This is a genomic window from Pseudomonas xionganensis, assembly GCF_009763245.1.
Taxonomy (GTDB): domain Bacteria; phylum Pseudomonadota; class Gammaproteobacteria; order Pseudomonadales; family Pseudomonadaceae; genus Aquipseudomonas; species Aquipseudomonas xionganensis.
Window position 1 is genome coordinate 1,752,472 of sequence record NZ_WKJZ01000001.1, and the last position, 13,221, is coordinate 1,765,692.

11 protein-coding genes and 2 tRNA genes (1 of these 13 only partly in view) are annotated in these 13,221 nt (G+C 62.7%); 6 read left to right on the forward strand and 7 right to left on the reverse strand.

Annotation, left to right across the window (positions count from 1 at the left end):
- A tRNA-Met gene (locus tag GJV18_RS18575) sits at window positions 1-55 on the reverse strand; it reaches 122 nt to the left of the window's first position.
- Window positions 56-177: 122 nt separating this feature from the next.
- A tRNA-Met gene (locus GJV18_RS08075) sits at window positions 178-254 on the reverse strand.
- Between the two features lie 541 nt (window positions 255-795).
- On the opposite strand from GJV18_RS08075, the gene GJV18_RS08080 reads away from it, so the two are divergent.
- Complete coding sequence (locus GJV18_RS08080) at window positions 796-1,062, forward strand: metal-sensing transcriptional repressor (RefSeq protein WP_160344278.1); 267 nt, start codon at window positions 796-798, stop codon at window positions 1,060-1,062.
- Window positions 1,063-1,106: 44 nt separating this feature from the next.
- Here GJV18_RS08080 and GJV18_RS08085 read toward each other — a convergent pair whose 3' ends face one another.
- On the reverse strand, window positions 1,107-1,646 hold the full coding sequence (locus GJV18_RS08085) for a rhodanese-like domain-containing protein (RefSeq protein WP_160344280.1): 540 nt from the start codon (window positions 1,644-1,646) through the stop codon (window positions 1,107-1,109).
- 321 nt (window positions 1,647-1,967) lie between these two features.
- Here GJV18_RS08085 and GJV18_RS08090 point away from each other — a divergent pair, with 321 nt between their 5' ends.
- From GJV18_RS08090 to GJV18_RS08110, 5 genes are all read left to right on the forward strand, one after another.
- Window positions 1,968-3,368 (forward strand): cytochrome ubiquinol oxidase subunit I, encoded by a 1,401-nt coding sequence (locus GJV18_RS08090; protein ID WP_160344282.1) that lies wholly within the window; start codon window positions 1,968-1,970, stop codon window positions 3,366-3,368.
- Window position 3,369: 1 nt separating this feature from the next.
- Window positions 3,370-4,371, forward strand: a complete 1,002-nt coding sequence (gene cydB / locus GJV18_RS08095) for a cytochrome d ubiquinol oxidase subunit II (protein ID WP_160344284.1) — start codon at window positions 3,370-3,372, stop codon at window positions 4,369-4,371.
- Window positions 4,355-6,040: a thiol reductant ABC exporter subunit CydD gene (cydD, locus tag GJV18_RS08100; RefSeq protein WP_178113421.1), complete on the forward strand. Its 1,686-nt coding sequence runs from the start codon at window positions 4,355-4,357 to the stop codon at window positions 6,038-6,040. Before cydB ends, cydD begins: the two co-directional genes overlap by 17 nt.
- Window positions 6,033-7,706, forward strand: coding sequence for a thiol reductant ABC exporter subunit CydC (gene cydC, locus GJV18_RS08105; RefSeq protein WP_160344286.1), 1,674 nt, complete (start codon window positions 6,033-6,035; stop codon window positions 7,704-7,706). Before cydD ends, cydC begins: the two co-directional genes overlap by 8 nt.
- Window positions 7,707-7,900: 194 nt before the next feature.
- Entirely contained in the window at window positions 7,901-8,317 is a 417-nt protein-coding gene (locus tag GJV18_RS08110; RefSeq protein ID WP_160344288.1) for a DsrE family protein, read from the forward strand.
- A 68-nt stretch (window positions 8,318-8,385) separates the two neighbouring features.
- Here the strand turns inward: GJV18_RS08110 and GJV18_RS08115 are convergent, their stop codons facing one another.
- From GJV18_RS08115 to GJV18_RS08130, 4 genes are read right to left on the reverse strand one after another with little or no spacing between them, the layout of a single operon-like run.
- Window positions 8,386-8,766, reverse strand: a complete 381-nt coding sequence (locus GJV18_RS08115; RefSeq protein WP_160344290.1) for a rhodanese-like domain-containing protein — start codon at window positions 8,764-8,766, stop codon at window positions 8,386-8,388.
- On the reverse strand, window positions 8,763-10,544 hold the full coding sequence (locus tag GJV18_RS08120) for a SulP family inorganic anion transporter (protein WP_160344292.1): 1,782 nt from the start codon (window positions 10,542-10,544) through the stop codon (window positions 8,763-8,765). Before GJV18_RS08120 ends, GJV18_RS08115 begins: the two co-directional genes overlap by 4 nt.
- Entirely contained in the window at window positions 10,541-12,283 is a 1,743-nt protein-coding gene (locus GJV18_RS08125) for a bifunctional protein tyrosine phosphatase family protein/NAD(P)/FAD-dependent oxidoreductase (protein WP_160344294.1), read from the reverse strand. The genes GJV18_RS08120 and GJV18_RS08125 overlap by 4 nt, the downstream gene beginning before the upstream one ends.
- A 9-nt stretch (window positions 12,284-12,292) precedes the next feature.
- Complete coding sequence (locus GJV18_RS08130) at window positions 12,293-13,156, reverse strand: MBL fold metallo-hydrolase (RefSeq protein WP_160344296.1); 864 nt, start codon at window positions 13,154-13,156, stop codon at window positions 12,293-12,295.
- Between the last annotated feature and the right edge of the window lie 65 nt (window positions 13,157-13,221).

Below are 13,221 nucleotides of genomic sequence, written 5' to 3' on the forward strand. Positions count from 1 at the left end.
ACCGACGACCTTCGGGTTATGAGCCCGACGAGCTACCAGACTGCTCCATCCCGCGCCGGCCATTCTATATAGAAACGAACTTTTGTCAATGGATTCGTGCTTTTTAATCAATAACTTAAATCGTCGAATGGCAGAAACTAAAAAGGCCACTCGTTTGAGTGGCCTTTTTAGAGTATCTGGTTGCGGGAGCCGGATTTGAACCGACGACCTTCGGGTTATGAGCCCGACGAGCTACCAGACTGCTCCATCCCGCGGCCGCCATTCTAGCCTTGAAAGACAGTATGTCAAGGCAAAGTTTTGCAGGAAGTCCTTTTCGCTCAGCCAGTTAGCCCGGTTTCCCGGCTGGCTGGGGCATGGCTCTGCCATTCGGGGTGGGCGGGAGTCCGGTCATGAATGGGGCGGGGCGGGAAAATTGGCAGATGGCGACAACTGGGGAAATTCCTGTTGGCTGCGCAGCGTGTCCGTCCTGGCTATGTTACGCATTACCATCCGCGCCGGGCGCAGGTTTTCGACGCTCTGAGTTCGCTGTTGTACTGGGCCGGCCAGTAGTAAAGGCGCAATTGAGGTGGTTTGATGCCCGCTCTTTCTCTGGCAGATAGCCCAATTCTCCAGGCTAGTCCGGGGCGGGAATCGCGCCCGTCCTTGGTGGCGCGCGGGCTTAAGTCTCCTGGCTATATCCCGCGTGCCAAGGTTGAGGCAAACTCCTACCCTCAAAAATCAGGCTAGACCTTAGTGCTCTGACTTGGGCGAGACGCCCTTTACAAAGCAAGGGGCGATTCACTTCGGGAGCAGAACATGCAAGACCAAGACTCTAAAAGCCCTGATGCCATCCTCAAGCGTCTCGCTCGGGTTGAGGGGCAGATACGGGGTATTCAGGCCATGATCCGTCGTGGAGATGAATGCGAGGCGGTTGCACAGCAGTTCAGTGCGGCGCGCAAGGCCCTAGAGAAGGCCTACCAACAGATGCTGGTGTGTCTGGCCGAGGATGCCATTCTCAGCCCGGATCAGAGCAACAGCGAAAAACTGGCTCAGGTGCGCGCCATCTTCACCAAGTACACCTGAGCCGGTCTTTTAGAGGTTTTCCCCAGATTTTTCTGCAGAGAGAACTAGGGGCGGTACATCTTTTCTGCGTTCATCTTGCTGCTCCAGGGCAGCCCGCTGTTCTGCCAGCCGCTATCCAGACGCATGCCTGCTTGCGGTCCGTCTTTACGGCTAGGGCCCTGGAAACCATCGATCACGTAGCGTGCATTGGCAAATCCATTGGCGCGCAGGAAGTCCGCGCTGGGTTTGCCGCGCTCACTACCGGAACGGCACATCGTGATGATTTCGCTATCCTGGCCCATGCCACGCTTTTCAAGTTCTGTGCGGATCTGATCAAGAAAAGCGGGGTTCTGTGTAACCCGGTAGGTACCTCGATCAGCGTCCCACTGGCTGCGATCCACCAGCAGGTAGGGCACATTGACGTGAACGGCATCGGTGAAGCCGACAAACATGATTTCCACCGGATCGCGTACATCGACAAACAGCAGATTCGGTTCGGCCTGCTGGATCTTGGCGTAGACCTCCTGGGCCGTAATGGCGATCTCGCCTGCCTGGGTTGTCAGGCTGAGCAGGCTGAAACAGGCGGCGGCAATAAGCCTTTTCATCGTGGTGTCCTCGTGTGAGTCAGGATCAAGGTACCCGGCCAGTAACCGGTGGCCTCGGTTTGCGGGTTGAGTTATATACCCTGTGGGGTAAACAGTTAATCATGATCTTAACTGTTTTTGACCGCTATGCTGCAATCGGGAAATAGCGCTTGCCGGTGAAGCTGGCTGAGAGACCCGCGAATGGCGCTGCTACGTTGCTGCTCGGGTGCGGCAATTGGTCCACATACCCCAGGGAGTGTGCTGGGCTACACTCGATGCCGCTGGCACGGGCTCTCGCCTGGTCTGGCCGTTCAGTCAGTTCCGCTTACAGGACATGCTCAGATGGAATTAGACCCGCTTTTCCTCTCGCGGCTGCAATTTGCCTTTGTGGTCTGCTTTCATGCCATCTTTCCGGTGTTCACTATTGGCCTGGCCTCCTTTATCGCCTTTCTGGAGGGTATGTCCTTCCGTACCGGTGACCCAACCTGGGAGCGCCTGTCCAAGTTCTGGATTCAGGTGTTTGCCGTGGTGTTCGGCATGGGGGTGGTCTCGGGCATCGTCATGGCCTTCCAGTTCGGTACCAACTGGAGCAATTTCTCCTATGCGGCTTCGAACTTCCTCGGGCCGGTACTGAGCTATGAGGTGATTACGGCCTTTTTCCTGGAGGCAGCCTTCCTCGGCGTGCTGCTGTTCGGCCGCGACAAGGTGCCCCAGGGCGTGCATCTGTTTGCCGCGTGCATGGTGGCCCTGGGAACCTTTATCTCCTCGTTCTGGATTCTCTCGGCCAACAGCTGGATGCAGACCCCGGTGGGCACCGAGCTGCGTGATGGCATGATCCATGTGGCTTCCTGGTCCGAGGCACTGTTCAGCCCATCCTTCCCTTATCGCTTTATGCATATGGCCCTGGCTTCCTTCCTGACCGGTGCCTTTGTGGTGGCTGGGGTCAGTGCCTGGTACCTGCTGCGCCAGCGTGAGGTGGAGCTGAACCGCAAGGCGCTGTCGGTGAGCCTGTGGATGATCCTGCTTATTGCCCCTACCCAGGCAGTGGTAGGTGATTACCACGGCCTCAATACCCTGGAACATCAGCCAACCAAGGTGGCGGCGATGGAGGGCAACTGGCAACGTGGATCCGGCGTGCCGCTGCTGCTGTTTGCCTGGCCTGATCAACAGGCGCAGACCAACCACTTCGAGATTGCCATCCCCAAGCTGGCCAGCTTTATCCTGACCCACGACTGGGAAGGCGAGCTGCCGGGCATTGCCGAGGTGCCTTACGAAGAGCAACCGCCTGTGTGGATCGTGTTCTGGTCGTTCCGGGTGATGGTCGGCATCGGACTGCTGATGATCGCCTTCGGATTGACCGGTTTGTTGCTACGTCGGGGTGGTCGCTACTGGCAAACGCCCTGGTTCCTCAATGGCATGCGCTGGATGAGCATCACGCCTTTCCTGGCAGTGCTGGCCGGTTGGGTGGTGACCGAAGCGGGCAGGGCGCCCTGGTTGATCTACGGGGTGATGACCCATGCCCAGGGCCTGACGCCCTCGCTGACCGGTGGCATGGCGCTGTTTACCCTGATCGGTTACATCCTGGTTTATGCCGTGGTCTTTAGTGCCGGCCTGTACTACCTGATGCGCGTACTGCAGGACGGTCTGGAAGAAGACCTGAGCGCCGAGGCAACCCATGAGGTGGAGCGGGCATCGCGTCCGCTATCGGCAACCCACGTACGTCTGGAACAGGGGGAGCACTGATATGGTGCCGTTTGATCTTTCCATGATTTGGGCGGTGATCATCGCCTTCGGCATCATCATGTATGTGCTGATGGATGGCTTCGACCTAGGGGTGGGCATTCTGTTTCCCTTCGCCCCGGACGAGCAGGCCCGCGATGTGATGATGAACTCGGTGGCACCGGTCTGGGACGGTAACGAGACCTGGCTGGTGCTCGGCGGGGCCGGGCTGCTGGCGGCCTTCCCGCTGGTCTATTCGGTGCTGCTGCCGGCCATGTATATCGGCGTCTTTCTGCTGCTGGCGGGGCTGATCTTCCGCGGCGTGGCCTTCGAGTTCCGCTTCAAGGCCAATACCTCGCGCTACCTGTGGAACTGGGCCTTTGCCGGCGGCTCGATTGTCGCCTCCTTCGCCCAGGGAGCGGTGGTGGGGGCCTATATCCAGGGCTTCAACACCGAGGGCCTGGTGTATGTGGGCGGCGCCCTGGATTGGCTGACGCCCTTTACCGTACTCACTGGCCTGGGGTTGCTGGCCGGTTATGCGCTGCTGGGCTGTACCTGGCTGATCATGAAGTCCGAAGGCTATATCCAGGACTGGGCCTATAAACTGGCGCCCAAGCTGCTGGCTGCCGTGCTGCTGGTGTTTGTCGCCATCAGCGTCTGGACTCCCTGGATCGATCCTTCCGCCTACGCCCGCTGGTTCTCGTCCATCGGTCTGATCTGGATATTTCCGCTGCTGGCCGGCCTGTGTGCGCTGCAGATTTTCCGCAGCCTGCGCAAGCGTCGTGAGGCCATGCCCTTTATGGCCACCATGGGCCTGTTTGTCTTCACTTACCTGGGCCTGCTGGTGACCAAGTGGCCTTATATCATCCCGCCGAATCACACTATCTGGGATGCGGCCTCGGCCCCGGAATCGCAGCTGTTCCTGCTGCTGGGCCTGCTGTTTGTGATCCCCATCGTGCTGACCTATACCGCCTGGACCTACTGGGTGTTCCGCGGCAAGGTGCGGGCGGGTGAAGGCTATCACTGAACGCACGCGCAAACAGCGCAGCCGCCGCTGGCTGGCCCGTCATCAGCGGGCGGTACGGCCCCTGTTGTTGGGGGCCGTAGCGGTTGGGCTGCTGGGGACTCTGGCGATTATCCTGCAGATGGGCCTTATGGCCGCTCTGGTGCACGCCCTGTTGATTGAGGCCGCCGCGCCGGCCAGCCTCTGGCCGATGATGCTTGGGCTGGTACTGGCGCTATTGCTGCGGGTGCTGGCCCAGGCCGTGCAGGAGCGCCTGGGCCAGCATGCCAGTGCCCGTGTGCGCCAGCGGGTACGCGCTGAACTCAGTGCCCTGTGGGCCAGGCTCGGCCCGGTGCGCCTGGCAGCCCAGCCCAGCGCCAGCCTGAGCAACCAGTGGGTCGAGCAGGTGGACGCCCTGGATGGTTTTTATGCCCGCTACCTGCCGCAACAATGGCTGGCCTTGCTGGTGCCCCTGTGCCTGCTAACTGTGGTGTTCTGGCTCGACTGGCTGGCGGCCCTGTTTCTTTTGTTCGCCGCGCCGCTGATTCCGCTATTTATGGCTCTTGTGGGGATGAGTGCGGAGCGCATCAGTCAGCGTCATGTACTGCAAGCCGGGCGTCTGGCCGGACAGTTTCTCGATCGGGTGCGCAACCTCACCAGCCTGCAGCTGTTCGGTCAGGTAGGGCGCTCGATTGCCAGCGTGGAGCAGGCCACCCAGCGCTATCGATCCATCACCATGGAGACGCTGCGGGTGGCGTTCCTGTCCTCGGCGGTGCTGGAGTTCTTTGCCTCGGTGGCCATTGCCCTGGTGGCCATGTATATCGGTTTCGGTCTGCTCGGCTATATCAGCTACGGTCCATCGCCGGCGCTGAGTCTGTTCAGCGGCCTGTTTATCCTGCTACTGGCCCCCGAGTTTTTCCAGCCGTTGCGCAGCCTGGCCCAGCATTACCATGACCGGGCAGCGGCGCTGGCGGCGGCCGATACCCTGGCCGAACTGGAGGCGCTGGAGGTGCCCGTCACTATGCCGGTGACTGCACCACCGGACGCTGACGGCGGCAAGATCCACGTGCAGGGGCTGAGCCTTGGCTATGCCGGGCGCGGCTTGATCCTGCGCGAGGTTGATCTGCATGTAGCGGCGGGGGAGGTGATCGCCCTGGTCGGCCCCTCGGGCTCGGGCAAGTCGAGCCTGCTGCATTGCCTGGCCGGTTTCGTGCAGCCGGATGCCGGTGTTGTGAGCATATTCGGCCATGCCCCCGGTGCGCGGCCGCTGGCCTGGATGGGGCAGCGACCGTTTCTTATCAAAGGCAGCTGGGCCGAAAACCTGCGTCTGACCGCACCGGATGCGCAGCCGGCCGCCATGGGGCAGGCGCTGGCAGCGGTTGGCCTGAGTGAGCTGCTGGCTGCGCAAGAGCGGGGCCTGGACAGCCCGCTGGGTGAAGGCGGGCGCGGGCTTTCCGGTGGCCAGGCCCAGCGCCTGGCCCTGGCACGGGTGTGGCTGAGCGATGCGCCGCTGGTGTTGCTCGACGAGCCGACCGCAAGCCTCGATGAACAGAGCGAAGCGGAAGTGGTCGAGGCCCTGCAGGCCCTGGCCGCCGCTGGCCGTACCCTGATCATGGCCACCCATCACCCGGCCCTGATGCGTATGGCCGATCGGGTGCTGCGCCTGAGCAACGGGAGCCTGATCGATGCGTGAGTTGTTGCCCTGGCTGCAGCACATGCGGCAATGGCGTGGCCGGCTGCTGATGGGCGCGCTGCTGATGTTGCTGACGGTGCTCAGCGCCATCGGCTTGTTGGCCCTGTCGGGCTGGTTTATCACCGCAACCGGGGTCACCGCATTGCTCTGGGCTGCAGGGCAGAAGGTGCTGTTCGATATCTATGTGCCGGGTGGCGGTATCCGCTTTTTTGCCCTGTCGCGCACCCTGGCCCGCTACTGCGAGCGGGTGTTCAACCACAACACGGTACTCGGCTTGCTGGCGGATCTGCGGGTGCGTCACTTCAGCGCCCTGGCGCAACTGGATGGCGCGACCCTGGGGCAGCTGCGCGCCGCCCAGTGGCTTAATCGCCTGACCGCCGATATCGACGCCCTGGACACCCTCTACCTGCGCTTGCTGGCGCCTCCTGCCGTGGCGCTGCTGGCGATTGGGCTGGTCGGTGCCCTACTGGCGCTGGTGCATCCGGGGTTGGCCTTGACCCTGCTGTTGCTCCTGCTGGCTTTGTTGCTGCTGGTGACGCTCGGTATGGCCGCGGCCGGATTGCGCCTGAGTGCCAGGCGTGTGGAACAATTGGATGGCTTGCGCGTGCAGTGCATCGAGCAGTTGCAGGGGCTGGCCGAGCTGTCGGCAGCCGCGAGCCTGGGGCTGCATCGCCAAGCCCTGCTGGAACGCAGCCAGCAACTGCTGGATGAACAGCTGGCCTTGCAGGGGCGTGTGTTGCTGGGCCAGTCACTGGGGCTGTTTGGTGTGCTGGGGGCGAGTCTGTTGGGCCTGTTTGCCGGGGTTTTTGCCTACCAGCAGGGGCTGCTCAGCGGGCCGTTGGTGGTGCTGATTGCCCTGGCATTGATGGCCCTTAACGAAGTCTTTGCCGCGTTGCCGGCGGCGTTCGGTCAATGGGGGGCCACCTGTGCGGCAGCGGCCCGCCTCAACCAGCAGGTGGCCCTGGCCGGACGCCTGCACAGCCCGGATAAACCGGTCCTCATACCGGAGAAAATCAGCCTGAGCTGGCAGGCGGTGGAGGTCGAACATGCCGGCATTGCCCAGCTCGATCTGCACCTGTCTGCCGGCGAGCGCCTGGCCCTGGTCGGGCCCTCCGGCTGCGGCAAGTCAACCCTGGCGGCACTGGCTGCGCGCCTGATTGACCCGGATGCCGGACAGGTCAGCGTGGCGGGTATCCCCTTGTACCGGTTCGCTCTGGACGCCTGGCGTAGCCAGGTGGCCTACCTGACTCAGGAAACCGAGCTGTTGCATGGCAGCATCGCCGACAACCTGCTGCTGGGTAACCCCAATGTCAGCGATGAACAGCTTTGGCAGGTTCTGCAGATGGTTGATCTGGCCGATACGGTGGAAGGCTTTGCCGCCGGCCTGAACACCTGGGTCGGGGAGAGCGGCAGGCAGCTGTCGGGTGGCGAAGGGCGACGCCTGGCCCTGGCCCGGGTGCTGCTTCGGGATGCGCCGGTGGTGATACTCGACGAGCCCTTTTCCGGCCTCGATCAGGCCACCCGCGAGCGCATCAAGCCAGGCCTCGATACCTGGCTGCAGGGGCGCACGGTGTTGCTGCTCGGGCACAGTGCAGAGGCATTGCCCACGGCTGATCGACTGCTGTGCTGGCAGCAGCTGCAGAGCAGGCCAGCGTCGATCTGCTGATGAAGCCGATGCCTGTGCTCGGTCAGGCGGTCGTCCAGGACACCATGGCGGACATTATGTCGCGGCCGAGCGGCTGGGCACGGGGTAGCGGAAAGTCTAGGATGTGCAATATACCCATAGGGGTATTATGTGATGAGTTACGGCTGCCGGCCTGACTGACGCCACTGCATCTTTTGCTGATCAAGGAGAAACACATGAAGCAATTACTCACAGCCGTTGCACTGTCCGGTTTCACCTCCCTGGCCATGGCCGAAACCCAGGCGGTAACGGTCATACTCAGTGACGCCAGCAATATGACCCAGGGCATGGCCATGGTGCTGGCCAACCAGATGCAGGCGCAGGGGGCTCAGGTGGATATTCTGCTTTGCGACCAGGCGGGTGCCCTGGCGCTCAAGGAGGCGGGCGGCGAAGCCCTGAAGCCCAATGATGTGACTCCGGCGCAACTGCTCAATGCCGCCATGCAAAAAGGTGCCACTGCTTCGGTCTGTGCGCTCTATTTGCCGAACACTGGTTATACCCAGGGGCAACTCAAGGAGGGGGTATCTATCGCCAAGCCTGACGCCATGGCCCGCGCCATGCTGGAAGCCCAGCGCAAGGTATTTAGTTTCTGACGCACTGACCGCTGCGCAGCAGACTGTGGCAGCGGTCTTCGATTGCAGAGTGGCACAGGCCCAGTGCCTCAGTCGAAGCTGGGCAGGCTGGGATTGACCACGGGCTTGTCGGCCGCGACCCAGGCCTCGAAGCCGCCCTGGATCGAGCGTACCTGCAGATAACCCATGTCCTGCAGGGATTGGGCCGCCAGGGCGGAACGGCCACTGTTCTTGCAATACAGCACCAGCTTCAGGTCCCGCGCCGCCAGCTCAGTTTCATTGCTCAGCTTGAATTCGAGCAGGCCGCGAGGAATGTTGATGGCGCCGGGAATATGGCCGGCATGGAATTCGTCCGCTTCGCGTACATCGATCAGCACGTCGGCTTCACGAATGGCGGTGTCGGCATCCGGCAGTTCGACTTCGTGAATGCAGGCTTTGGCTGCTGTAACCAGGTCATGGGCGCTTTTCATCTCGATTGCCTGTCTATTTTGCTTGATTGATCAGGGGTGGGTTGCCCGTACAGCAAACCGGACTGGGTGTTCTGTGGGGCCAGGGTGCTGAGCGCTTCGAACTGGCTGATAAACACCTGGCCGCCAAAGTGGTCGAGGAAGCTGGAGCGGCGCAGCTGATCCATCACCGGTCCCTTGACCTCGGACAGGTGCAGCTGCACGCCGGCGGTATGGAGTCGCTCAGTGATGGTTTCCAGCGAGTCCAATGCGCTGGCATCGATCAGGTTGACCCCGGAACACATCAGCACCAAATGGCGAACCTGGGGCCGCGAGCTGATCAGTTCGCCAATGCGATCTTCCAGGTAGCGGGCGTTGGGAAAATACAGGCTCTCGTCGACCCGCAGCGACAGCACGCTGGGGGCCTCGATCACGGCGAAGCGTTCGACATTGCGAAAGTGCTCGCTGCCCGGCACCTGGCCGACTACCGCCATATGGGGCTGGCTGGTGCGCCAGAGAAACAGCAGCAGCGAGAGTGCCACACCGATCAGGATGCCAGCCTCCACACCAATCAGCAGCACGCCGAGCAGGGTGGCCAGCTGTGCGCTGCCGTCCTGGCGCGAGTAGCGCCAGGTACGACGCAGTGAGCCCAGGTCGACCAGGCTCAGCACCGCGACGATGATGGTGGCGGCCAGCACGGCCTGGGGCAGGTTGTGCAGCAGCGGCGTCAGCAGCATTACGCTCAGGGCGATGCCAGCAGCGGTAAAGACTCCGGCCATGGGCGTCTGCGCGCCGGCATCATGGTTGACCACCGAGCGGGCAAAGCCGCCAGTGACCGGGAAACCACCGCTGAAGGCGGCGCCGAGGTTGGCGGCGCCAAGGCCGAGCAGTTCATTGTCCGGCTCGATACGCTGGCGTCGTTTGGCTGCCAGGGTCTGGCCGACCGAGACCGATTCGACGAACCCGACCAGGCTGATCAGCAAGGCCGCCGGCAGCAGTTGCAGGGCCAGGTTCAGGTCGAGGGTGGGCAGGGTCAGGCCGGGCAGGCCCTGAGGGATGGCACCGACCACCCTGACCCCAAGCTGGTCCAGCTGCAGCCAGGTGACGGCGACTATGGCCACCACGATGGCCAGCACCGGCCCGGCCTTGGCCAGGTTGCCAGCGCTCTGTGACGACAACCCCAGGCGTTGCAGCAGCGCCTTCAGCCGGGCCCTTGACCACCACAGCCAGACCAGGCTGAGCAGGCCGATCAGCAGGGTGGGCCAATGGCTTTGCGGCAGGTTCTGCCAGAGTTGCGGCAGAATCTGCAGCAGACTTTCTCCGGAGGCCGAAAGCCCCAGCAGGTGCTTGAGCTGGCCTACGGCAATCAGGATGCCCGAGGCACTGATAAAGCCGGAAACCACCGGGTGGCTGAGGAAGTTGGCGAGAAAGCCCAGGCGCAATACTGCCATCAGGGCCAGTAGCAAACCGGACAGCAGCGCCAGCAACATGGCTGCGCCGATATATTCCGCGCTGCCAGCGGGGAACAGCGGGGCCAGCACCGCAGCGGTCATCAGCGAGACCACGGCCACCGGCCCGACCGCCAGGGTACGGCTGGAACCGAACAGGGCATAGGCCAGCAACGGCAGGATGCTGGCATACAGGCCCGTGACGGGTGGCAGCCCGGCCAGCATGGCGTAGGCCAGGCTCTGCGGTATCAGCATCAGGGTCACGATCAGCGCCGCCAGGCCGTCCTGGGTCGCGCTGTTGCGATCGTAGCGACGCCCCCACTCCAGGCAGGGCAGCCAGCGGCTCAGTTTCATTGGCCGGTTTCCTTCTCGAAGTTGCAGGCGGCGGGCGCTTCCACCGGCAGGGGCTCATGGGGCAGATGCCGGGGTTCTGCCAGCCACTCGCGGCCACGCAACATCAGGTCGAAGTAGATGCTTGGCATCATCTTCACCTTCAGCTCCCAGGCCATGCGCCGCGGAACCGCCGGGTCAAGCGGGAAGGTCGGCAGCAGCTTGCCGCCGTAACCGAACTCGGCCAGCACCACCTTGCCGCGCTCGACCGTCAGCGGGCAGGAGCCATAGCCATCATAGAGGGCCTGGGGGCCTTTGCCGGCCAGCACGGCGATCACGTTTTCGGCCACCACAGGGGCCTGTTTGCGCACCGCCGCGGCGGTTTTAGCATTGGGTGCGGCGCACACGTCGCCCAGGCTGAAGATATTGCCGTAGCGCGGGTGGCGCAGGGTTTCGTGGTCGGCCTCGACCCAGCCATCGGCATTGGCCAGGGGGCTCTGGCGGATAAACTCCGGCGCGCACTGGGCGGGCACGGCATGCAGGAAGTCGAAACTCTTCTCGATCGTCTGGCTGTTGCCGGCGGCATCCACCTGCTTGAACCAGGCCTTGCGCCCCGGACCATCGACGGCGCTGAGGGTGGTGTTGAAGTTGAGCTGTGCGTTGTAGCGTTCGACGTATTTCATCAGCGGCGGGACGAAGGTCGATACGCCAAACAGCACGGCGCCGGCCGTGCAGAATTCCACTTCGATATCCTTCAGTACGCCTTCTTTGCGCCACCAGTCGCAGGACAGGTACAGGGCTTTCTGCGGCGCGCCGGCGCACTTGATCGGCATCGGTGGCTGGGTGAACAGGGCGCGGCCGCGGCGCAGGTTCTGTACCAGTTGCCAGGTGTAGGGCGCCAGTTCGAACTGGTAGTTGGAGGTCACGCCGTTCTTGCCCAGGGTTTCCTTGAGACCTTCGACCGCATCCCAGTTCAGGCTCAGGCCGGGACAGACGATCAGGGCGCGGTAGCCCACCCGGTTGCCATCTTCCAGTACCACGCGCTGTTCGTCCGCTTCGAAACCGGCCACGGCAGCGCGAATCCACTGGGCGCCCTGGGGGATGCAGCGGGCCATGGGGCGTTCGGTGCGGGCACGGTCAAATATGCCGGCACCGACCAGGGTCCAGCCTGGCTGGTAGTAGTGCTGATCACGCGGCTCGATCACCGCGATACGCAGCTGCGGGGCGCGGCGCAGCAGGCTCGCGGTGACGGCACACCCTGCCGCACCACCCCCCACTACCACCACGTCATAGCGCTGTGTGGGACGAGTGTTGGGTTGTGGCACATTGAGTGGGGCATTCTGCCAGCGCTGTTCGAGGCGCGGGGCCAGGCCGGTCAGGTCGTAGCCCTGTTTCCGGGCTGCACTGAGCAAGGCCAGGGGGTCGAGATGATGGGCTTCGCTCAGGGCCCAGAGGCTGCTGGAGCGGGTGCCGGTACGGCAGAACGCCAGTACGGGGCCGCGTACCTGGTTGAGCAATTGGCTAAAGGCGCTGACATCGGCATCGCTGATCTGCCCTGAAACCACTGGCAGATAGTGATAGTCCAGGCCGCTGGCCAGTGCGGCGGCGCGCATGGCCTCGGAACTGGGCTGTCCCTCGCCTTCATTATCGGGGCGGTTGTTGATGACACAGCGAAAACCAGCCGCAGCCAGTGCCCCCATATCGGCAGGCTGCAGCTGCGCGGCGACGGCGAAGAACGGAGTCAGACGCTTGAGCGAGTCCATGGCTGCACCTCAGAGCACGTCGAGGGGGATTTTCAGGTAGCGCGTGCCGTTGTCCTCGGCAGGCGGCAACTGCCCGGCGCGCATATTCACCTGCACCGAGGGCAGGATCAGGGTCGGCATGCCCAGGGTGGCGTCACGAGCCTTGCGCATGGCGACGAAATCAGCCTCGCTGATGCCTTCATGGACGTGCACGTTGTGTGCGCGCTCTTCGGCCACCGTGGTTTCATAGCGGTAGTCCTCACGCCCTGGTGCCTTGTAGTCATGGCACATAAACAGGCGCGTGGCGTCGGGCAGGGCAAACAGCTTGCGGATCGACTGGAACAGGGTATGGGCATCGCCACCGGGGAAGTCGCAGCGGGCAGTGCCGTAGTCCGGCATAAACAGGGTGTCGCCGACAAAGCCGGCATCGCCGATCAGGTAGGTCATGCAGGCGGGGGTATGCCCCGGGGTATGGATGGCCCTGGCTTCGATGGCGCCGACCTGGAAGGTGTCATCATCCTTGAACAGCTGATCGAATTGGCGGCCATCGGTGGCGAATTCGCTGCCGGCGTTGAATAGCTTGCCGAAGGTGTTCTGCACCAGGGTGATGTTTTCGCCAATGGCCAGTTTTCCACCCAGTTCGCGCTTGAGGTAGGGCGCGGCGGATAAATGGTCGGCGTGCACGTGGGTTTCCAGCAGCCACTCGACTTCGAGGCCATTGGCCTTCACATAGTCGATCAGGCGATCGGCACTCTTGTACGAAGTGCGCCCGGATGCCGGGTCGTAATCCAGCACCGAGTCGATGATGGCGCAGCGTTTGCTGCCCGGATCGATCACAACATAGCTATAGGTGTAGGTGGCAGGGTCGAAAAACGCTTCTACATGAGGGTGCATGGTTAGGCTCCAGTGCTATACCTGTAGGGGTATTCATTTAAGATAGAGCGTAACTGTTTTTTGGT